This is a genomic window from Frankia casuarinae (assembly GCF_000013345.1).
GTDB lineage: Bacteria > Actinomycetota > Actinomycetes > Frankiales > Frankiaceae > Frankia > Frankia casuarinae.
The window spans coordinates 2,684,178-2,703,259 of record NC_007777.1 but is presented as its reverse complement, the minus strand read 5'-3'; the positions used below and the strand labels follow the sequence as shown (position 1 = coordinate 2,703,259).

Sequence of the window (19,082 nt, the reverse complement as noted above, 5' to 3'; positions counted from 1 at the left end):
GGCGGCTGCCGGCATCCTGGTGGGGGCTGACGACGTCCGGCGGTAGCGGTGAACCGGTGGCGGTGAACCGGTGGCAGTGAAGCCGGTATGGTGTGACGGCGGCGGCTTTCGGTCACCGCGCGGCGGTGGGGCCCGCCGGACCCGAACCGCGGCAGCGCGCCGCCAACGGTCCCTACCTGTGACAAGTCATGCCTGGCTGGCCCGGGTGTCGCGCAGGTAGGGGGCGGGCGTGGACGACACCGAGCAGACGGTCGGTGCACCGACCGACCCTGATGGCACCGACCCTGATGGTGATGGGCCTGTCCCGGTGCGGCGCCGGCAGCTTCGTCACGCGCCGGTCGCGGTCCTGCTGCTGGCGGTGATATCGGCCGGTGGGGCGGTGGGGGCATGTGCCCGGTACGGGGCGTCGCTGGTGTGGCCGACGATGCCGGGCACGTTCCCGTGGACCACCTGGGCGGTGAACACGGCCGGTTGCGCGGCGATCGGTGTGCTGATGGTGCTGATCACCGACGTGCGGACGGTGCATCCGCTGGTCCGCCCGTTCCTGGGCACCGGGGTGCTGGGCGGGTTCACCACCTTCTCCACGTATGCGCTCGACGCGCAGCGGCTGGTGGACGGCGGGCGGACCGGGCTGGCACTGGCGTACCTGGTGCTGAGCGTCCTCGCCGCGCTGGGCGCGGTGTGGGCGGCGGCGGCTGCGATGCGATGGTTCGTGGCGAGGACGCGACGGGTCGCGGGAAGGCGGGCGTGATGAGGTTGAGCGGCCGGGCGTTGCGGCTGACGGTGTTCGTCGGGGAGAGCGACGTGTGGCATCACCGGCCGCTGGCCAGCGAGATCGTGCACCGGGCGCACCGCGCCGGGCTGGCCGGGGCGAGCGTGTTCCGGGGCGTGGAGGGGTTCGGCGCATCCTCGATCGTGCACACCGCCCGGCTGCTGTCGCTGAGCGAGGACCTGCCGGTGGCGGTGGTCATCGTCGATGACGAGCAACGGGTACGGGCCTTCCTCCCGCAACTCGATGAACTCGTCACCGAGGGGCTGGTCATCCTCGACGAGGTCGAAGTGATCCGCTACGTCGGCCGGGAGGCGAGTCGGTGAACTGGCTGCTGGTGATCGCCGGGGCCGCGGCCGGTGCGCCGCTGCGCTATCTGACCGACCGGGCGGTGCAGACCCGACACGACACGGTCTTTCCCTGGGGTACGTTCACCGTCAACGTCACGGCCAGTCTGCTCCTCGGCCTGGTCGCCGGCGCCGCGGGCGCGGGCGCGCCGCCGGCGTGGGTGGCGTCGGAGCAGGTGGTGTCGCTGGTGGGGACCGGGCTGTGCGGGGCGTTGAGCACCTACTCGACGTTCTCCTACGAAACGCTGCGGCTGGCCGAGGACGGCGCCCGGCTGCTGGCCGCGGCCAACGTCGCCGGCAGTGTGCTCGCCGCGTTCGGCGCCGCCGCTCTCGGCGCGGCCCTGGCGCGGGCGGTGTGGGGATGATCCGACCGGCGCACGGCACGAGCACAGCGCCCGCCGCCGCGGTCAGGCTACGGCCGTGGCGGTTTGTCCTGGTCTTCGGCGTGGTCAGCATGCTGGCGGACGTCGTCTACGAAGGCGCCCGGTCGGTCACCGGGCCGCTGTTGGCCTCCCTCGGCGCGTCGGCGGTCGTGGTCGGTGTCGTCACCGGGGTGGGCGAGGCCGCGGCGCTGCTGCCCCGGCTGGTCTGCGGGCCGCTGGCGGAGCGCACCGGCCGGTTCTGGGCGTGGACGATCGCCGGTTACACGCTGACCGTCGCCGCCGTGCCCCTGCTCGGCGTGACCGGCGTGCTGTGGGCGGCCGGCCTGTTGGTGATCGCCGAACGGGTCGGGAAGGCGGTTCGCAGCCCGGCCAAGGATGCGCTGCTCTCCCACGCGACCGCCGCCACCGGCCGGGGCCGCGGGTTCGCCGTGCACGAGGCGATGGACCAGCTCGGCGCGCTGGCCGGGCCGCTGCTCGTCGCCGCGGTGCTCGCCTCCGGCGCCGGCTACGGCCCGGCGCTCGGCGTCCTGGCCCTGCCCGGCCTGGGTGTCCTTGCTGTTCTGCTCTGGCTGCGGGCCCGCGTGCCCGACCCGGCCGGCTACGAGCCGGACGAGCCGCCGGCCGTGCCCGTCCCCCGTACCGGCCCGGCCGCCGCGCCCCGGGCCCGACTACCCCGGGCCTTCTGGACGTATGCCGGGTTCACGGCCGCGACCACCACCGGGCTGGCGACGTTCGGCGTGTTGTCCTTCCACGCGGTCACCCGTGGCCTGCTGCCGGTGGCCGCGGTGCCTGTCGTGTACGCCGCGGCCATGGGCGTCGACGCCCTCGCCGCGCTCGCGACCGGCTGGGCCTACGACCGCCACGGCCCCGGTGTGCTCGCCGTGCTGCCGCCGCTGGCCGCCGCCGTCCCGGCGCTGGCGTTCACCAACACCCCCGCGCTGGCCGTCGCCGGGACGCTGGTGTGGGGAGCGGCCATCGGCGTGCAGGAATCCACCCTGCGGGCCACCGTCGCCGACCTCGTCCCGCCCGCCCGCCGGGCCAGCGCCTACGGCGTCTTCGCCGGCGTGGTCGGCGCGACCACCGCCGGCGGCGGCGCGTTGGCCGGCGCGCTCTACGACCTGTCCATCCCCGCCCTCATCGCCGTCACCGCCGCCGTGCAGGTCGCGGCGCTGGCGCTCCTCGCGGCCAGCCGGCGCATCCGCCCCTGAGCAGGCACAACGACGCTAACGCTAATCGTCGGGCAGGAGGACGCGAGGCCCGCCCGTCCACCTCAACAGGCCTACCCACTCCACGCCCGGGCGTCCTGTCCCGGGTTCACCTGGCCGGTGTGGATCGCGCACCTGGCCGCGGGCAGCGCGTCGCAGGACGCGCGGAGCGCGGAGTTGACGGCGGCCAACGGGGAATGCCCGCTGGTCACTTCCAGGGGCCGCAGAAGGACACGCCCTTGGCGCCGGAGCGGTACAGGCAGGCGCGGACCAGAACCCGCTTGGTGTAGGCGTACTTGACGGAGAAGTACCGGTAGCTCGATGTCGCGCCCTCCGGGGGAAAAACACGGCCGTCGGCGCTCACCTGCACCGCGACCTTGCGGTTGGCGGGAGCGTGGTAATGGTAGACCCAGCCTGAGACGGTGCCATGGTAGAAGCCCGGGTAGCCCTTTTGGGCAGACCAGGTCTTGGTAACGTCGGCGTACCCGTATCCGCGCTGGGTCCACAGCCGGTAGGAGGCGCGGGAGTCGGGAGTGGCCACGCTGCGGGCGACGTGGGCGGTAGTTGCCCGGGCCGGTGCTGCGCCGGTCAGGGCCAGCCCGGCGGCAAGTGCAGCGCTCGCTGCTGTGCTGACGAGGTGCTTGCGCGTCATCGGATTCCTCTCCCGATCGATGTTCGGGTCACGTCCGCTGGTGTGGTGTTAGAAGATCGTCCCTGCGCGATCCTCCGTGTTCAGGTTATGCGGTGAGTGGTCGTGGTATCACGGCTATCTTGTGCGTGTCGTGTGAGTCCGTCGCCGGCCGGGTCGGATTTGGCGAGGATTTCCAGCCTGATGTAGCAGTGAGAGCCTGTCAGATTTTTGCGTAGGGGCTCTTCCAGCGTTCCGCTATCTACCGGCCCGTGTTCTTCGACCGGCTGGCGGTGAAGGCACCAGTCTGCCCGGTTTCGTGATCCGGATCCGCCGATTCGGGTATTCCAGCTCGGGTAGGGTCGGATGCAAGGAGCGGGCAACCTCCTTGCCTTTGCCTTTTGCAGCCGGTGCCGGTCAGCTGCGTGCCTCGTCCTGGTCGAACCGCTCTGTGTCAGGATGGTTGACGGTGGCGGGGTGGCGGGGTGGCGGGATGCGACGGACAGACGGAGGGCCAGATGTGGAGTTCTCGATCAGCCGGGCAGGTCGCAGGCGTGGCCCGGTGAGCGGCCCGCCGCTCGTGCGGGCCCTGCGGCTTCCGGACGGCTGCCGGGTACGCGGCCGCGGTCTGCGCCGCCCGCTACCGAGGGGACCGGTGCCTGACTTCGGCCTCTACCTGGGAACCAGCCGTCTTCGCCGCCGCCACGACGGGGAGCTGGACTGGCCGCGCACGTGGATCGACTGGCCCGACTTCCTCCTGTCCCCGTGACCAGGACCAGGCCGCCCGGCACATCCGGGCGCTGCACGAGCAGGCACGGGCCGGCACGGCGGTCGAAGTCGCCTGCGGGGGCGGCGTCGGCCGCACCGGCACCGTCCTTGCCTGCCTCGCCGTTCTGGCCGGACTGGACCCACCGGACGCTGTCGCCTGGACCCGGGAACACCATCACCACCGGGCCGTCGAGACCCCCTGGCAGCGCCGTTGGGTGACCCGGTTCCCGAACCGTTGACCGGGCTGCTCGCCTGGCCTGGAAGACGCTCCAGGGTGCCGCCCGCCACTCGTACGCACCGACGGGGTGTTGTCGGGGGCGTTTCGCCCGGACGGGCACACCGCTGGCCAGCGGCGGCAACGAGCGCACCGTGCGGCTGTGGAACGTCGGATAGCCACAGGATGATTTTGTCTGAGAATTTGATGGGGCTGCGGTGGGCTGTTTGCTGGGTGCCGGGCCGTGTCTGGGATGATGGTGGGGCGTTGCCCGGTCGACGTCGGCTGTCTCTGGTGCGGACGAGCCCGTGTTTGAGTATGGCGGCGGAGGCCTGGGGCACTTGTTCCTGCTGCCGTGAGCGCGTTCCTCAGTTTCCGTGTTCAGGCTTCCCCGGGTAACGCACCTTGGAGGGTGTTTCCTGGTTGGGAAGGGAGGTAGGGGTGGAGATTGTGTTCCCGCGCTGCGCGGGGCTCGACGTTCATCGGGACACGGTGGCCGCGGCGGTGCGGATCCAGTCCGGGCAAGAAAACCGATCGCGGTGGGGACCGCCCTTACGGGCGGCCCCCGCACAGATCCCAGCGAGCGGAACTACCGCGCTGGGCTCCTGCCTTGGGTAGTGGCGTCAAAGCTGCGCAACCACTGCCCCTGATCGGGGATGGGCTGGTGACGGCGCCGCTTCGCCTCGGTGTTGATCTCCCGGAGATTCGCCGCCATACGCCGCTTGTCCGTGACACGCCTCACCCAGAAGAAGCCCTTCTTCCCCGTCGCACACAGGTGCGTGAAGCCCAGGAAGCTGAACGTCTCGGGCTTGCCCTCCCCACGGCGCGACCGGTTCACGGCGGCGAACCACCCGAACTCGATCAACCGGGTCTTGTCAGGGTGCAACTCCAAGCCGAACTTCGCGAACCTCTCACGGAGATCAGCAAGGAACCGCCGCGCGTCGTCCTCGGCCTGAAACCCGACGATCGCGTCATCGGCAAAACGTACGACTATGACATCTCCGTGCGCATTGTGATTCCGCCACCACTGCGCCCACAGGTCGAAGACGTGGTGCAGGTACACGTTAGCGAGCAACGGCGACGCCGAAGCCCCCTGCGGTGATCCGACCGTCGTCTCCGCCCACTCGCCGTTTTCTACCACTCCCGCACGCAACCACTTCTCGATGAGGCGCAGGAGCCGTTTGTCCGCGATCCGGTACTCAAGGAACCTGACGAGCCACTGATGGTTGAGGCTCGAAAAGAACTCCTTAATATCAAGATCAAGAACCCAGTTCACCCTCTTCCGCTGGATACCGACCGCGAGCGCGTCGAGCGCCATGTGCTGGCTACGCCCGGGCCGGAACCCGTACGAGAAGTTGACGAAGTCCTCCTCGAAGACCGCGTTGAGCACCTCGACGACGGCCCGCTGGACTATCTTGTCTTCCAGCGTGGCAATGCCGAGCGGCCGCCGCCGCCCGTCCGCCTTCGCGATGTACACCCTCCGCGAGGGACTCGCCCGGTAGCGCCCCGAGTGGATCCGGTCGTGCAGGCCGACCAGGTTGCGCTGGAGGTCCTGCTCGTACTCCTCCCACGTCACCCCATCCACGCCCGGCGCGGCCTTCGGGCGAACCGCCCGGAACGCCGCCTCCAGGCGAGCCAGATCAACATGGTGGAGCAGCGCGGTGAACCGCATCTTCCTGTCCCGCCGTGCGGCTTGGCGCACACGGACCAACGGGTTTGACACGCCTGACCCGGCTCTGCGTCCGGAACGTGTTTCGCTGGCCGTGTTCCCCTTGGCCACGCCCTTTCCTCCCCCGCCTCCGCAACCACTCTCGCGGCTCTGTTCGGCTGGTTCACAGGTACTATGGGCGTGTCTGACCTCCCGCACCCGTGCATCCCAGGATTACCGCCTTGGCGTTCCCTGGACGGCCCGCCGGCCATCACACCGACGGGCGGGTACGGGATCTCCCGGTTCTCGTGCCTGAGGATTCCGTGCATGCCATGGTTCTCCGACCGCGCGGGGCCCGTCCCGAACTCGCGTCTAGCGCTCGCGACGGTGTTGCCTTCCGTGCTTTCGACCACGTCGGCGCACCCGGTCTTCTCATTTCGCGGCTCAATAGCCTGGCCTACACGTGCCCCTACCAACGCTTCAGCCGCCCCCTTGCGGAAGCAGCCACATGGCTCGGGGTCGTCGTGGATCGCTACTCCTTATCCTAAGGCCGGTTTATCCCGGCGCATCCGAAAGTCGAGGTCCGCACGTTCACCACGACCGGGGGTTCGTTAGGTCTCCTCGCGGACTGGCTGGCCCAGAACAAGGTCACGGTCGTGGGAATGGAATCAACAGGGGTTTACTGGAAACCTGTCTTCCGCCTGCTGGAAGACCAGTTCGAATGCTGGCTTCTCAACGCCGCGCATGTCCGTAACGTACCAGGCCGGAAAACGGATGTGGCCGACGCCGCGTGGCTTGCGGACCTCGTCGCGCACGGCCTGGTCCGGCCGTCGTTCGTTCCCCCGAAGCCGTTCCGGGACCTGCGCGACCTCACCCGGGCGCGGCGCACGGTCGTGGAGGAGAAGACCCGCGAGGTCCAGCGGCTGGAGAAGCTGATGCAGGACGCCGGGGTGAAACTCACCAGCGTCGCCTCCCAGCCGCTGGGAGTCTCCGGCCGGGCGATCCTGGAGAAGATGATCGCCGGGGAGCGGAACCCCGAGTATCTGGCGGAGCTGGCCCGCGGCCGGCTCCGCGGGAAGATCCCGGCGCTGAAAGTGCAGCCTGCTGGTCAACCGGGCCAGCACCTGCACATAGAGCGTGTCTCGTGTGGCCGCTCCGGTGGTCATCGGCGATCGTGGACGCGGCCAGCCTGCGGGCAAAAAAAGGGGAAGCCTGACCGGTCCGAACCCGGTCGACCGCGGCAAACCGGGCTCGAAGATCCATGTCCTGACCGACGCGGGCGGGCTGCCGCTGGTCGTGGCGGTCTCCCCGGCGAACCCGCACGACAGCGGGGCCTTCGTCCCGCTGGTGGCCAGCATCCCGGCGATCCGTTCCCGACGTGGCCCGCGGCGGCGCCACCCGGCCACGCTGCGTGCGGGCAAGGCCTACGACCAGCCGGAACGACGGCGTTTCCTGCGCCGGCGCGGGATCGCGGTGCGGATCGCCCGCCGTGGTGTGGACAGTACCGAACGCCTCGGCCGGCACCGGTGGAAAGTCGAGAGAACGCTGGCCTGGCTCGGTGGCTACCGCCGCCTGAGCCCGCGTTATGAACGTAACGGCTACAACTTCCTCGGGTTCCTCTGCCTGGCTGCCGCGATCACCTGCTGGAAGAAGCTCCCGCACTCGACGTGAGACACGCTCTTAGCCTGTCCGGCCAGCTGTCGCAGCATGCCGATCTTCGCGAGATGGTGGGCGCCGCCGCGGGTCACCTGCCGGCGGACCCGCTCGTCGTTGACGGCCACCCCCAGCTCGTCGGCGGCGACGGACCGCGGGGGCCGGTGGAGCGACGGGCTGTCTGCTACCCGAGTACGCCGGTCGCTCCGTCGGTGAGCTCGCGCACGATGTCGGCGTGGCCGGTATGGCGGGCTGTCTCTTCGATCATGTGGATGTAGATCCACCGCAGTGATACCTGGGGTAGGTCGGGGCGGGAGACAGGGGTCGCGACGATGTCGTCGAGCGCGTACCCGGCCGCGGCCTTTCGGGAGGCTGCGCACGCCTGGTCGTACGCCGCCAGCAGCGAGTCGATGGTGTCGGTGTCGGCAAGCACCCAGCTGGTGTCTTCCTGGCCGGTCGGGAGTGTGTCGGGGTCGTCGGTCAGCCGACCGAACCAGTTTCGCTCCACCACGGTCAGGTGTTTGACGAGGCCGGCGAGGGTGGTGAGCGAGGGCAGCATCCTGCGTGCGCTGTCCTGGTCGCTGACACCGCGCACCTTGTGGACGAGGACATCCCGGTAAAAGTCGAGGAACGCTTCCAGGGTTTCACGTTCGCCTGCGGTGCTGGCCTGCATGACCCGCAGTGTCGGCGGGCGTGGCGGTGGCGGCTGCATGCCGGCAACCGTAGCGCGCTGCGAAGACGGGGCCTGAGAGTGATCAAGTCTGGTGCGCGGGTTGGGTCAGGTTCCGATGACGAGGACTTCGCGGGCGGTGCGGTAGGATCTCGACGATGACCGCGAGCCGTGGCGGGCGGCCAGCGGGCGCGCTGACGGCCGCGGGTACGCGCTCCTGCCGACGTGGAGTCACACCGTTGTTCTTGCGCGTCTCCGAACGCACTCGACCAGGATCTGTGGGGAACCGACCTGGTAGGGAGGCCACCGAGATACGGCAGAAAGGGGCAACGGGCGGCTGTAGCCCGGTGGCGTACGGCGTTGGGTCGCTCGGTATCCTGCCGATCACTATCGGGGGTGTAGTACGGGGTGGCTGGTGGCATCGATCGAGGAGGAGGCTGCGGGGGCGGCCGATCCGATCGGGGAGGTCTCCGAACGCGCCGGCCGGCTGGTGATCAAAACGTTGGCGGAGGCCGGCTGGAAGAATCTGATCCGCGCCGCGATCTCGATCCGGGAAGGCGTCCGCTCCTCGGTCACGCTGCTGCGCCGTCTGGGCAAGGTCGAGGCCTTCCACGGCTTCGCCGACTGGCTGATGTTCGGCGGGGACCTGATCGGCCACAACGATCCCGACCATCACGAGAAGATCGTCAAGTTCAACGAGCTGACCGCGAACTGCGTGATCCACCAGAACGCGTTGGACATCACCGATGTCGTTAACCAGCTCGTCGCCGAAGGGCAGGTGGTCGAACCCGACGACCTGGCCACCATCAGCCCGTACATCCGCGAGAACGTCCGCCGCTTCGGTGAATGGGGGCTCGACACCACCCCACCCGAGCAGACCGTCACCCGCCTCGACGTCACTCTTCCCACCTCTGTGGATATTCGTCGATGACGCCGACGGCCCCCGGAAGTGGGGGAGACAGCGGGGGTGCGTGGCTTACCCGGATCGGGGAGCTGTTCGGGATTGTTCTGGCTCCGGTAACGGTACTCACCGCGCTGCTCTACGACTTCGGTTTCGTCCGTGCGCAGGCCCTGTTCGGCTATTTCGGCCTCGAAGTCAGCCAGCTGGACTTCTCCTTCCAGGATCTGGTGCTCCGCAGCGCCCAGGTCGTCTTCCGTCCCCTGATCTTCCTCGCCTTCCTGGTTCTGCTGACCCTGGCTGGCCACGCCCTGCTCACCCGGCAGCTGCGCCGACGTCCCCCCACCTCCCGCGTCGCTCGGGGGGCCTCTCCCGCAACCGGGCTGGTTGCCATGCTGCTGTTCCTGACCGCAGCCGGCAGCCTCGACCTGATCAACCTGAAGTTGATACCTGTGCGGGTGGCGCCGGTCGCGCTTGGCATGGCCGCCGTGCTGACCGAGTACGCCGTCCACCTAGCCGAACAGCAGTGTCACCGGCGACGCCGCCGCCGCGCCCGCCGCGGACCACCCCCACCGCTGATGTCCGCCCCGCTGACCCGACTACGCCGCGCCACTCTCGCCGCGACACTGCTGATCGCCCTGTTCTGGGGGTTTTCCGTCGAAGCCGATCGCCAAGGCAACCAGCTTGCCCGCGGCATCGCCGCGACCGTCGGGCAACGATCGGCAGCCATCGTCTACAGCACCGACCGACTCCCGTTAAGCCCGGACTACCAGGTCGACGAAGTCGACCTCACACCCGCCAAAACCATCTGGCGCTGGCGCTACACCGGCCTGCACGTCCTGGCCTACCGCGCCAACCGCTGGTTCCTGCTACCCACCAGCTGGACGAAGGACAACGGCGCACCCGTCGTCATCCTCACCGAGGACCCCACCCGACTCCGCGTCGACATCGTCCCATAAACACAAACTCCCGCCAGGCCACTCTTCCGGCCGAATTGTGCGATATAAAAGAAAGCGAGAAAAGTGTCTCACCCGCCCCCGGAAATGTGCGAGGAAGGCGCGGTTCCCCCACCTCCCGCGGGAGCATTATCGCCATCCGGCGGGGATACCCGAGGACTGGAAGGAGGTGGAGTCCCCGATTCGGGGCGCACGCTCGGGATTCCGCCGCCACCACCGCGCGAAACGGCTGCCGAGACCCCAGGAATCTGTCCATTGATTGATTTTTTCTGGTCGATTGTGGGATGCGGCTGGGGTAGCGTGGGGATCGCGAAGCCGGTAGGAGTACTCGAATGCTCTTCCGTTCCGGAGGTTGTGGGGGATGGGCTAGGCACATGAGATTGAGAAGATGATCTGCACGCTGCCACGAGGACGATCAGACTGACGGGCAGCACAACGAACATAGCTGTCCACCTCCACCAGCCCTCCCTTTTCCTGGCACTCCTGCTGTTTCGGCGTCCACCCACCACATCCCCCGACGATGTTGCTCTGCGACAGATCGACATCTCTTCGTACTAATAATCACTGTCGGGGTGCCCTGTGTCACTCACTCCGGCCCGGGCGGTTAGAGAAGGTCCTCAAGTCGGGTGGCGACCTGGCGGTAGCGGCTAACCGGGACGAGGTGCACACCGGCGAAGGCGCCGCTGTCGCGCAGCCGTAGCACCTGGTCGCAGGCCGCTTCGACCCCGGCCGCCTGGTCCCGTTCGACTGCTTGGACGAGGTTGTCGGGAATGTCGATGTCGGGGATGGCCGCGGCGAGGCGGCGGGCCATCCCGGCGCTCGCGAGGACCATGACGCCGGCGTAGATCGGCAGTTCGACCGGATGGGCGTCGCGCCAGCGCAGCAGGGCGTCCACCGAGTAGCTGATCTGTACGAACAGGAAGTCGGCCGCTCGTTTCCAGGTGGGCAGTGGACGTAGGCCAGCCGCGGCGCCGACCCGGAACGCCGGCATGTCCGCGAAGACCGGATCCTCGCTGGCCGCGCGGGCCTCGTCCATCATCGCGCGCACGGTCAGGTCGCCGGTCCGGTTCCCGGCGGTGGGTTTGTCGCCGTGGACGAACAGGAATTCCTCGACGCCGTAGGCCGCGGCGGTGAGCAGGTCGCGGCGGAAGCCGAGCAGGTTACGGTCGCGGGAGTTCACGCAGGCGATGCTGCGTCCCCCCATCGTCGCCACCTCGTGGGCGACGGCGATGCTCGACACCGTCGCGCGTCCGATGTGGTTGTCGGGGATCAGGAACGCGTCGGTGACGGGGCTCAGGACGCCGATCTGGTGGCGGGCGTGGGTCAGGTCCGGCCGGGTCGGCGGCTCGATCTCGCAGATCATCTCGAAGCCGCGCACCGGGCGTTCGTGACCCGCCGTGGGTTCGCGCATCCTGACAGGATAGGACTCCACGGACCACAGCCACACCGCACGGGTGCGCTGCGCTGCTGTAGCACACCGTAGGAACAGTCCGAGGTGGCCCACCGGCAGTTCGTGCCACTGAAGTTGGACCGGACCGGATCACCATGTCGGCGCATGCGCTGGTCCGATTCCCCCCAGGCCCATGTGCACCCGAGCCAGCGCGGTCCCTGCCAAACAAAGCGGCCGGAACCCGGCCATCTACCGGGGCCGGTCACAGGGAACCATCCCGGGATGATCATTTTCTGACGCCCGGGAAGGGAGGCTTATCGGGCGTCAGGACGCGCCATGCCACGCGCTCCCCTGAAACGTTCCGTTTCGTGGTATAACGTTTTTTCAAACGTTTCATCGCTTGCGACGATATGTAAGTGGAGGGGATGGGTCATGTCTCGGGTGCCACGACCGCCGCACCAGCGTCGGGAGCCGCCTGAACCGGTGGGGCCGATGCGGCCGCCGCGTCCCCGTGACGGCGAACCCGTGCTCCCGGCGGCCGGCACGTCTTCGGGGGGAGCGCCGGGGGCTGGGGGCGGCCCGGCGACGCCGGAGGGATCCACCGCCGGCCCGGCGGCCGGCCACGCGGTCCCCGAAGGCACCCGCGCCCGCGGCGGCGGGGACGACGGCGGGGCCGGCGGCGCGCCCCCGTCCGGACACCCGGCGCCGTCCGGCGGTGCGGCCGGGTCCGAGGGTGCGGCGGCCCGCGCCGCGACGGCGCCGCGCTGCGCCTTCCCGGGATGTACCCGACCCGCCGCCCCCGCCGAAGGCCCGGGGCGCCCGCCGGCGTACTGCGACGACCCGGCGCACAACCGGCTCGCGGCCTACCGTCGCCGCCGTGAGCTCGCCGGGCGTGGCGGTGCGGACTCCGCCGGCACGCCCGCCGCCCGGGCCGACCTCGCCACCCTGCCGCTGGCCGCCGGTCGGCTGCGCGCCGAGGACCTCGCCGCTCAGGTGCGCGCCCTCGCCGCCGAGCTGACCTGCACCCTCGACGCCTTCAGCCGGCAGATGTCCGCCCTCGGCGACGTCACCGCCGTCGAGGCGGCCGTCGAGGCGGCCGAGGCCGAAGCCGCCGAACGGGTCGCCGAGGCGGTGGCCCGTGCCGTGCGCGCCGAGCAGCGGGCCCGCGCCGCCGAGGCGGCCCGCGCCGAGGCCGAGGCCGTCGCCGGCGAGGCGGTGAGCGCCCTGGAGGACGCCGAGACCCGCCTGGCCGCCGCCGAGGCGGCCAGGCGGCAGGTGGTCGAGCACTCCGCCGAGACGGTCCGCGCGGCCAACGACGCCGCCGAGGCGGCCCGCGTCGAGGCCGACGCGCAGGTCCAGGCCGCCGCCGCCCGCGCCGCCACCGAGATCGAGGCGGCCCGCGTCGAGGCCGCACGGCGCATCGACGAGGCCGTCGCCGCCCGGGAGCAGGCCTCGACGCGGCTGGAGGAGGCCCGGCGCGACGCCGAACGCGACGCGCACACCCTCACCGAGCTACGCGCCGAACGCGACGCCCTGCGCGAGGACATCCGCCGCGAACGCGCCGAGGCCGAGCGCGTGCGTGCCGAGGCGGCGGCGCAGCTCGACCAGGGCCGAGCCGCCGCGGCAGCCGAGGCCGAGCGCGTGCGTGCCGAGGCGGCGGCCGAACTCGACCGCGTCCGCTTCGAGGGCGAGGCACGCCTGGCCGGCGAACGTCAGGCCGCCGCCGAACGTCTCACTGTGATCGGCGAGGCCCGCGCCGAGGCCCGGGCCCGCGCCGAACGCGCCGAACGCCAGGTCGACGAACTGACCGCGGAGCTTCGCGCCGTGCGCGCCAGCCCCACCCGCCCCGACCCCACCTGATCAGGCCCCACCTGATCAGGATCGCTCTCGTCCGGCGGGCAACACGGACCGGTGCGTGAGCACGGATGCGACGTGGGTCAGGGCACGGCGCAACGCGCGACGCGGAACCCCACGTCGTCGAGGTGGAAGGCCGGGTGGCCGCGGCGGCGTACGGAGGCCCGGCAGCTCCAGTGCTCGTCGAACCACCCGCCGCCCCGCAGCACCCGATAGGTGCCGTAGACCTCGGTGTCGTACAGGTCCCAGCACCAGTCCCACACGTTGCCCAGCATGTCGTACAGGCCCCAGGAGTTGGGCTGTTTGCCGCCCACGTCATGGATTCGCCCGTGGGAGTTGCCGCGGTACCAGGCAATGTCGTCGAGCGGCCCGTACCGCGGGCCGCTCGTGCCGGCTCGGGCGGCGTACTCCCACTCAGCCTCGGTCGGCAGCCGGTACCCCTCGGCGCGGGTGTCCCACTCGACACCCTCGCCGTCGGCCTGGACACGGTACGCGGGCGCCATCCCGTCGCGGTGGGACAGGGCGTTGCAGAACCGGACCGCGTCCCACCAGGAAACCCCCTCGACGGGCAACCGGTCCCCGTGGGCCGAACTCGGCCGCTGGCCGCCGACCGCCGCGTACTGCTCCTGGGTGACCGGAAACGCCGCGAGACAGTACGGCGCGAGCTCGACCGACCAGCTGCGCTGCGTTCGCCGGTCGGACAGCGTCACCCGCCCCGGCGGGATGGAGATCAACGTGTTTCCCACGCCCGCGTCCATGGCCGGCGATCCTACCGAGGCTCGTCCGTACGGAGAGTCCCGGTAGGATCGCGGGACGTCCGTATAGAGTGTTACTCTAGAGTGGTGCTCTATGGGAGGTGTCGGGGTTATGAGAGGTGTCGGGGTAGCGCCCAGTCGGGCCCGGCTGGTGGACGCGGCCGTGGCCTGCGTGCTGGAGCAGGGCTGGGAGGCCACGTCCATGCAGGCGGTTCGGCGTCGGGCCGGTGTCAGTAACGGCAGCCTGTTTCACTACTTCCCCACCCGGGGGGACCTGGCCGCGGCCGTGGTGGGCGCGGGTCTTGCCGATCATCAGGGCGCGCTGTGGGGTGAGCTGCACACCTCGACCGGGCCCCGTGATGGCGTGACCCGCCTGGTCACCCGCCATCTGCGGTGGGTGGAAGAGCATCCGCGGCTGGCCCGACTGCTGCTGACCGCGCCGGTCGATGTCCTGCGCGGCTCGATCGATGAGCGCACCGCCGCGGACAACCGCGGCTTCTTCGCCGCGGTGGCCGACTGGCTGCGTGGCCACGGCTGGTCCGACCGGCCCGACCTGGCGGTCGTCGTCGCGCTGTGGATCGGCCCCGCCCAGGAATACAGCCGCCACTGGCTCGCCCGCCCCGCGGGCTCCCCGACGCTCGTCGCCGACGACCTGGCCGACGCCGCCTGGCGGACGCTCGGTCCCCTGCTCACCCCGCGGAAGGAGTAAGGAGTCATGACCCGTTCCTTGCAGTGCTACCGCCGTGCGCTCGACACGTTCACCACCATCGTCACTCGCGTGCCCGCCGACCGGTGGGACGCCCCGTCCCTCTGCCCGGTGTGGACCGGGCGGCAGTTGACCGGCCACGTCATCGACGGCCAGCAGCAGATCGTCAGCCTGCTCACCGGGCACGGCCCCCGCCCGCCCGTCACCGATCCCGCCCTCCTCACCGCCCTCGCCGGCCCCGATCCGGGCGCATCCTGGCAGCGCACCCACCAGAACACCGAACGCACCCTCGCGGCCCTGGACCCGGCCACCGTCGTGGACACCCCCCTGGGCGCCCGGAGCGTGGACGAGGTCCTCACCGTCGCCGTCATCGAGCCCCTCGTCCACGCCTGGGATCTGGCCACCACCATCGGGCAGACCGTCCAGCTCGATCCCGACACGGTGACCGCGACGCTCCCCGCCGTCGAAGCACTCGGTGGCCAGCTCGCCGCGACCGGCATGTATGCCGCCGCCCAGCCCGCGCCCGCCGACAGCCCACCCCAAGACAGGCTCCTGGCCGCACTCGGACGCCGCTGGACCCCGAGGAACTGACATCAGCAGTATCACGTGGGGGCTGATCACACGGGCTCGTGCGCCAAGTCGTCAACCGCCAAGTCGTCAACCCGCCGTCAGGCCTGCTCGCCGGAGACCGTCCGCTGGGGGCGTACGCCGTCCGGCCGGTAGATCCTGGCCGGTGGCCCGGGGGGATCGGTGCCGAGGGTGTTCCCGCAGCGGGTGGAGATCCATGTCCGGATGCCGCCGGGACGCGGCGCCGGCCGCCAGCTTTCCAGGTCGTAGGTCTCGCCGGTGGCGAAGCCCTTCCCGCCGTTCAGCGCCGGTAGCTGCGCGAAGTTCTGATGGCACGCCAGCTGGTCACGCAGACTGTCGGCAACCTCGCCGCGCAGGCCCGTCACACACCCCTGCACGGCCTGCCAGATCTCGGCGGCAACCTGGCCGGGGTCCCCGGCGCGCCGCCCCTCGGGGGTGGGGCGCACCTGGATGCGAAACCGGCCGTCCGCCCACTGCTGCACGACGATCTCCTCGACGTAGCGGCTCGGGCCGCAGTAGGGCGTGCTGGCACCGGCGGCCCGCGGGCTGTGTGTCGCCTCGGGGCTGGGGCTCGGGCTGTGCGCGGGAGTCGGGCCGCCCGGGGGATGCACCCCCGCGATGGCGTGCGGACCGGCCGGGGTGTCCGGGCCGCAGGCGACGGCGAGCAGCCCCACCGCCGGCACGCCCAGCAGAACCCGCACGAGGAGCGCGCACAGGCGCGCCCCCACGATCCCGGACGCGGTGCTCCCTGCGGTCCCCGCCATGTGCGTTCCCCCGGATCCGGTGCGGGTGGGTTCCGCCGGTTATCGCCGCGTCAACCCACCGCACCGGGCTGCCGTGAGGCGGCCTCGGGGACGAGCGTCAGCGGTGCAACGTACGGCGGCGGCCCACCGCCCGCCACACCAGCAGCACGACGATACCCCCGATGATCGAGCCGACGATGCCGGACGGTTGCAGCGCGCCCTCGCTGAGATCACGGTTGAACAGGACGTAGCCGAGGAAACCGCCGACGAACGAGCCGACGATGCCGAGCAGGATCGTCGCAGGGATACTCATCGGATCAGGTCCGGGCACGAGCAGGCGCGCGACCGCGCCGGCAACGAGACCAAGCAGCATCCAACTGACGAGGGTCCAGACCATGGAAGACCTCCGACCAATAATGATCATCGATGGCCGACCTATGATCATGGTCGACCGATGATCGAGGAGTAGGACGTCCGCCGTATACCCGACCGACCCGGTTCGTCAAACAACATCCAACAACATCCGAAACGTCGTCCTGCGGACAGCCTGCCCGTCGAGCGGACAGCCTGCCCGTCGAGATGACTGTCGAGATGCCCGTCGAGCGCCCTCCCGGACCGGGCCGGGCGCCACCGCATCATCGGCCCGGCCGTGGCCCGATCACCGGACGGGGCTGCGAACGGGGCGGCGGCCGGTCGTAACATGTGGACCAGGCCGACCGTGCGTCGGATCCCGTCCGAAGGATGGTTCCCGTGGGTGACATCGGCGCTCCCGAACTGATCATCATCATCCTGGTCGTCGTCGTGCTGTTCGGCTCGAAGCGGCTGCCCGACGCCGCCCGTTCCCTAGGCCGCTCCCTGCGGATCTTCAAGTCCGAGATCAAGGGCCTGCACGACGACGAGGCGCCGGCCCCTACCGCGGCCGTTGCCGCGGCGCCCACCCAGGTCACCGGCCCCGCGCCCGCCGCACCCCACACTCCGCCGTCGGCCGAGCCGGCCACGCCGGCCACGGGTGGATCCGGGAACCGGTCCGCCTGAGGCCCGCTGAGCGTTTCCCGCGGCGAGGCCGGGCGAGTCGCGGCGGACTAGGGTGGATCTCGATGCCCCAGGATGCCCGGACGCCCCGGCGGTGAACGACGAGACCACCAGGCCGATCGCCGGCCCCCGTGCGTTACCGGCCGGCTCCGCCGGCGCGGCACAGCCGCCGGTGCCGGTCCTGGCGCCGGGCACCGATGGACAGCTCACCGCCGATCTGCTCGCTCGGGTAGGGGACTACGCCCGCGCCGCGCGTTCCACGGCGACCTGGCGGGCCTACGACAGTGACCTGCGTCAGTTCCGGGCCTGGTGTGAACGTCAGACGGTGCCGCTGTGCCCGCTGCCGGCGACCCCGGCGACGGTCGCGGGTTACCTCGCCACGCTCGCCGACGCCGGGTACAAGCCCTCGACGATCCGCCGCCGGCTCGCCGCGATCTCCGTCTCCCACCAGCTCGGTCGCCATCCCAACCCGGCGAGCGCACCGGAGGTCTGCGCCGTCTGGGACGGTATCCGCCGCACCCGCGGGGTCCGCCCGAACCGCAAGGCCGCGCTGGACACCTCCCTGCTGGCCCGGGTCGTCGCCGGGCTGCGCGACGACGACCTCGCCGACGTCCGCGACCGGGCCCTGCTGCTGATCGGATTCGCCGGCTGCCTGCGCCGCTCCGAACTCGTCGGCCTCGACGTCGCCGACCTGCTGGAGACCCCCGACGGAGTCGTCCTGACGATCCGGGCGTCGAAGACCGACCAGGAGGCCGCCGGTGCCCTGGTCGGCGTCGCCTACGGCTCCTACCGGCCGACCTGCCCGGTGCGGGCCTGGCGGGCCTGGGTGGACGCCGCCGCGCTGACCGACGGGCCGGCGTTCCGCGCGGTCAACCGGCACGGGCAGGTCGCGCCGGGGCGGCTCTACCCGGGCTCGGTGGCCCGAATCGTGCAGCGCCGGGTGGCCGCCGCCGGACTCGACCCGGCCGACTTCGCCGGGCATTCGCTGCGCTCCGGGTTCGCCACCGCCGCCGCCCGCGCCGGTGTCGCCGACCGGTCGATCATGCGCCAGGGCCGGTGGCGCTCCTCAGCGTCGCTCGACGGCTACGTCCGCGCCGGACGGCTGTTCGACCGCGACAACCCCTCCGGCCGCGTCGGGCTGTGAACCCGACCGGCCTGGGATCCGGCGTGGACGGAACCGCGCACGCGGCGTCCCCGGCATGCAGGTGCGGGTCGGGCCGGTGCGCGAGGTGGCCTTCGCCCCGGACAGCCGACTGCTGGCCACCGCCGGCGAAGCGGTGCGCGTTCAGGCGTCGCCGAGATCCTGTCCAAGGGGGAGATGGCGGTAGACGGTGGTCCGTCCGCGTCGGGTGAGCGCGGCCACCAGGTCGATCGGCACCCCGCCGGCGCGGGCGGCGCGGGCGGCCTCCCACATTCTTTCCTCCGCCTCGCAGGCAGCGTCGACCGAGGCGGACAGGGCGGCCATGAGCTCATGGTGAGCCTGCGTCCTCGGCGTCCACGGCGGGCGGGGCATCCACCCACCTTATGGGCGTACCAGATTGACATGCAAACACGTGGAAGATTAGCGTCTCAGATAGGTATGCGAACTGGGAATGTGATGCGTCTGTCGCGGCATTGCCGCATTCTGGCCCTACCCGAGCATCCGAAGGGACCTCATGATGGCCAGATACACCTGCACGTACTGCGGTATCACCTCGGACCGGGTCGCCACCAAGGCCGAGGCGTCCCATCTGCTCGCCACCCACATGCAGGTCCGCCACGGCGGGCTGGGCCGCGGCCCCCAACCGGCCGCCATCCCGCGGACCGGTTCACGTCGCGTCCGGCGCCGCTGACAGTCCCGCACCGCCCTTCGTCCCGCTCGCCCACGGATCCGGG

General features: G+C 70.9%; 20 protein-coding genes and 3 pseudogenes. 15 read left to right on the top strand and 8 right to left on the bottom strand.

The window, feature by feature from the left end:
• Positions 1 to 229 precede the first annotated feature (229 nt).
• Genes FRANCCI3_RS11670 through FRANCCI3_RS11655 form a run of 4 tightly spaced genes read left to right on the top strand, consistent with a single transcriptional unit; the run spans position 230 to position 2,707 of the window.
• Positions 230 to 751 carry a fluoride efflux transporter FluC gene (locus FRANCCI3_RS11670; RefSeq protein ID WP_011436738.1) on the top strand — a complete coding sequence of 174 codons (522 nt, stop codon included), beginning with the start codon at positions 230 to 232 and terminating at the stop codon, positions 749 to 751.
• Positions 748 to 1,095, top strand: a complete 348-nt coding sequence (locus FRANCCI3_RS11665) for a DUF190 domain-containing protein (RefSeq protein ID WP_035733534.1) — start codon at positions 748 to 750, stop codon at positions 1,093 to 1,095. Before FRANCCI3_RS11670 ends, FRANCCI3_RS11665 begins: the two co-directional genes overlap by 4 nt.
• A complete protein-coding gene (locus FRANCCI3_RS11660; protein WP_011436736.1) occupies positions 1,092 to 1,481 on the top strand; it encodes a fluoride efflux transporter FluC in 390 nt (129 codons plus the stop codon). Before FRANCCI3_RS11665 ends, FRANCCI3_RS11660 begins: the two co-directional genes overlap by 4 nt.
• Positions 1,478 to 2,707, top strand: a complete 1,230-nt coding sequence (locus FRANCCI3_RS11655) for an MFS transporter (RefSeq protein WP_011436735.1) — start codon at positions 1,478 to 1,480, stop codon at positions 2,705 to 2,707. The genes FRANCCI3_RS11660 and FRANCCI3_RS11655 overlap by 4 nt, the downstream gene beginning before the upstream one ends.
• A gap of 205 nt (positions 2,708 to 2,912) precedes the next feature.
• Here the strand turns inward: FRANCCI3_RS11655 and FRANCCI3_RS11650 are convergent, their stop codons facing one another.
• Positions 2,913 to 3,356 (bottom strand): hypothetical protein, encoded by a 444-nt coding sequence (locus FRANCCI3_RS11650; RefSeq protein WP_011436734.1) that lies wholly within the window; start codon positions 3,354 to 3,356, stop codon positions 2,913 to 2,915.
• Positions 3,357 to 3,894: 538 nt separating this feature from the next.
• Between FRANCCI3_RS11650 and FRANCCI3_RS29065 the strand changes: the two are divergent.
• Positions 3,895 to 4,339, top strand: a pseudogene (locus FRANCCI3_RS29065) (protein-tyrosine phosphatase family protein).
• 564 nt (positions 4,340 to 4,903) lie between these two features.
• Here the strand turns inward: FRANCCI3_RS29065 and ltrA are convergent.
• Positions 4,904 to 5,986 (bottom strand): group II intron reverse transcriptase/maturase, encoded by a 1,083-nt coding sequence (gene ltrA / locus FRANCCI3_RS11640; protein ID WP_235187188.1) that lies wholly within the window; start codon positions 5,984 to 5,986, stop codon positions 4,904 to 4,906.
• 554 nt (positions 5,987 to 6,540) lie between these two features.
• On the opposite strand from ltrA, the pseudogene FRANCCI3_RS24520 reads away from it, so the two are divergent.
• Positions 6,541 to 7,086 (top strand): annotated as a pseudogene (locus FRANCCI3_RS24520) (transposase); the annotation flags it as partial.
• 29 nt (positions 7,087 to 7,115) lie between these two features.
• A pseudogene (locus tag FRANCCI3_RS11630) lies at positions 7,116 to 7,633 on the top strand (IS5 family transposase); the annotation flags it as partial.
• Between the two features lie 166 nt (positions 7,634 to 7,799).
• On the opposite strand, the gene FRANCCI3_RS11625 reads toward FRANCCI3_RS11630, so the two are convergent.
• The gene (locus FRANCCI3_RS11625) at positions 7,800 to 8,327 is read right to left on the bottom strand and encodes a DinB family protein (protein WP_011436730.1); all 528 of its coding nucleotides are present in this window, start codon (positions 8,325 to 8,327) and stop codon (positions 7,800 to 7,802) included.
• Between the two features lie 373 nt (positions 8,328 to 8,700).
• On the opposite strand from FRANCCI3_RS11625, the gene FRANCCI3_RS11620 reads away from it, so the two are divergent.
• Together FRANCCI3_RS11620 and FRANCCI3_RS11615 are read left to right on the top strand one after the other, a co-directional pair.
• Complete coding sequence (locus FRANCCI3_RS11620) at positions 8,701 to 9,216, top strand: Tn3 family transposase (RefSeq protein WP_011436729.1); 516 nt, start codon at positions 8,701 to 8,703, stop codon at positions 9,214 to 9,216.
• On the top strand, positions 9,213 to 10,142 hold the full coding sequence (locus FRANCCI3_RS11615) for a hypothetical protein (RefSeq protein WP_023841897.1): 930 nt from the start codon (positions 9,213 to 9,215) through the stop codon (positions 10,140 to 10,142). The genes FRANCCI3_RS11620 and FRANCCI3_RS11615 overlap by 4 nt, the downstream gene beginning before the upstream one ends.
• 601 nt (positions 10,143 to 10,743) lie before the next feature.
• Here FRANCCI3_RS11615 and FRANCCI3_RS11610 read toward each other — a convergent pair.
• Positions 10,744 to 11,550 (bottom strand): methylenetetrahydrofolate reductase, encoded by an 807-nt coding sequence (locus tag FRANCCI3_RS11610; RefSeq protein WP_035959139.1) that lies wholly within the window; start codon positions 11,548 to 11,550, stop codon positions 10,744 to 10,746.
• Positions 11,551 to 12,054: 504 nt separating this feature from the next.
• Here FRANCCI3_RS11610 and FRANCCI3_RS11605 point away from each other — a divergent pair.
• The gene (locus tag FRANCCI3_RS11605; RefSeq protein ID WP_237704596.1) at positions 12,055 to 13,389 is read left to right on the top strand and encodes a hypothetical protein; all 1,335 of its coding nucleotides are present in this window, start codon (positions 12,055 to 12,057) and stop codon (positions 13,387 to 13,389) included.
• Positions 13,390 to 13,466: 77 nt separating this feature from the next.
• Here FRANCCI3_RS11605 and FRANCCI3_RS11600 read toward each other — a convergent pair whose 3' ends face one another.
• Positions 13,467 to 14,141, bottom strand: coding sequence for a formylglycine-generating enzyme family protein (locus tag FRANCCI3_RS11600; protein ID WP_011436725.1), 675 nt, complete (start codon positions 14,139 to 14,141; stop codon positions 13,467 to 13,469).
• A gap of 109 nt (positions 14,142 to 14,250) precedes the next feature.
• On the opposite strand from FRANCCI3_RS11600, the gene FRANCCI3_RS11595 reads away from it, so the two are divergent.
• A complete protein-coding gene (locus FRANCCI3_RS11595) occupies positions 14,251 to 14,847 on the top strand; it encodes a TetR/AcrR family transcriptional regulator (protein ID WP_011436724.1) in 597 nt (198 codons plus the stop codon).
• Positions 14,848 to 14,853: 6 nt separating this feature from the next.
• On the top strand, positions 14,854 to 15,435 hold the full coding sequence (locus FRANCCI3_RS11590) for a TIGR03086 family metal-binding protein (RefSeq protein WP_011436723.1): 582 nt from the start codon (positions 14,854 to 14,856) through the stop codon (positions 15,433 to 15,435).
• Between the two features lie 77 nt (positions 15,436 to 15,512).
• Here FRANCCI3_RS11590 and FRANCCI3_RS11585 read toward each other — a convergent pair whose 3' ends face one another.
• Together FRANCCI3_RS11585 and FRANCCI3_RS11580 are read right to left on the bottom strand one after the other, a co-directional pair.
• Positions 15,513 to 16,196: a DUF2599 domain-containing protein gene (locus FRANCCI3_RS11585; RefSeq protein WP_011436722.1), complete on the bottom strand. Its 684-nt coding sequence runs from the start codon at positions 16,194 to 16,196 to the stop codon at positions 15,513 to 15,515.
• A 97-nt stretch (positions 16,197 to 16,293) separates the two neighbouring features.
• Entirely contained in the window at positions 16,294 to 16,572 is a 279-nt protein-coding gene (locus tag FRANCCI3_RS11580; protein WP_011436721.1) for a GlsB/YeaQ/YmgE family stress response membrane protein, read from the bottom strand.
• A gap of 353 nt (positions 16,573 to 16,925) precedes the next feature.
• Between FRANCCI3_RS11580 and tatA the strand changes: the two genes are divergently transcribed.
• Both tatA and FRANCCI3_RS11570 read left to right on the top strand, forming a co-directional pair.
• Complete coding sequence (tatA, locus tag FRANCCI3_RS11575) at positions 16,926 to 17,210, top strand: Sec-independent protein translocase subunit TatA (protein ID WP_011436719.1); 285 nt, start codon at positions 16,926 to 16,928, stop codon at positions 17,208 to 17,210.
• Positions 17,211 to 17,301: 91 nt separating this feature from the next.
• Positions 17,302 to 18,351 (top strand): site-specific integrase, encoded by a 1,050-nt coding sequence (locus tag FRANCCI3_RS11570; protein WP_108913407.1) that lies wholly within the window; start codon positions 17,302 to 17,304, stop codon positions 18,349 to 18,351.
• Between the two features lie 141 nt (positions 18,352 to 18,492).
• Here FRANCCI3_RS11570 and FRANCCI3_RS11565 read toward each other — a convergent pair whose 3' ends face one another.
• Positions 18,493 to 18,672, bottom strand: coding sequence for a hypothetical protein (locus FRANCCI3_RS11565; protein ID WP_035732973.1), 180 nt, complete (start codon positions 18,670 to 18,672; stop codon positions 18,493 to 18,495).
• Between the two features lie 190 nt (positions 18,673 to 18,862).
• Here FRANCCI3_RS11565 and FRANCCI3_RS26935 point away from each other — a divergent pair, with 190 nt between their 5' ends.
• Complete coding sequence (locus FRANCCI3_RS26935; RefSeq protein WP_023841343.1) at positions 18,863 to 19,039, top strand: hypothetical protein; 177 nt, start codon at positions 18,863 to 18,865, stop codon at positions 19,037 to 19,039.
• Positions 19,040 to 19,082 lie beyond the last annotated feature (43 nt).

Coding starts and splice junctions, on each gene's coding strand:
- FRANCCI3_RS11655 (WP_011436735.1), top strand. CDS start 1,478: ATGATCCGACCGGCGCACGGCACGAGCACAGCGCCCGCCGCCGCGGTC.
- FRANCCI3_RS11650 (WP_011436734.1), bottom strand. CDS start 3,356: ATGACGCGCAAGCACCTCGTCAGCACAGCAGCGAGCGCTGCACTTGCC.
- ltrA (WP_235187188.1), bottom strand. CDS start 5,986: ATGCGGTTCACCGCGCTGCTCCACCATGTTGATCTGGCTCGCCTGGAG.
- FRANCCI3_RS11625 (WP_011436730.1), bottom strand. CDS start 8,327: ATGCAGCCGCCACCGCCACGCCCGCCGACACTGCGGGTCATGCAGGCC.
- FRANCCI3_RS11615 (WP_023841897.1), top strand. CDS start 9,213: ATGACGCCGACGGCCCCCGGAAGTGGGGGAGACAGCGGGGGTGCGTGG.
- FRANCCI3_RS11610 (WP_035959139.1), bottom strand. CDS start 11,550: ATGCGCGAACCCACGGCGGGTCACGAACGCCCGGTGCGCGGCTTCGAG.
- FRANCCI3_RS11600 (WP_011436725.1), bottom strand. CDS start 14,141: ATGGACGCGGGCGTGGGAAACACGTTGATCTCCATCCCGCCGGGGCGG.
- FRANCCI3_RS11595 (WP_011436724.1), top strand. CDS start 14,251: ATGAGAGGTGTCGGGGTAGCGCCCAGTCGGGCCCGGCTGGTGGACGCG.
- FRANCCI3_RS11590 (WP_011436723.1), top strand. CDS start 14,854: ATGACCCGTTCCTTGCAGTGCTACCGCCGTGCGCTCGACACGTTCACC.
- FRANCCI3_RS11585 (WP_011436722.1), bottom strand. CDS start 16,196: ATGGCGGGGACCGCAGGGAGCACCGCGTCCGGGATCGTGGGGGCGCGC.
- FRANCCI3_RS11580 (WP_011436721.1), bottom strand. CDS start 16,572: ATGGTCTGGACCCTCGTCAGTTGGATGCTGCTTGGTCTCGTTGCCGGC.
- FRANCCI3_RS11565 (WP_035732973.1), bottom strand. CDS start 18,672: ATGGCCGCCCTGTCCGCCTCGGTCGACGCTGCCTGCGAGGCGGAGGAA.
- FRANCCI3_RS26935 (WP_023841343.1), top strand. CDS start 18,863: ATGATGGCCAGATACACCTGCACGTACTGCGGTATCACCTCGGACCGG.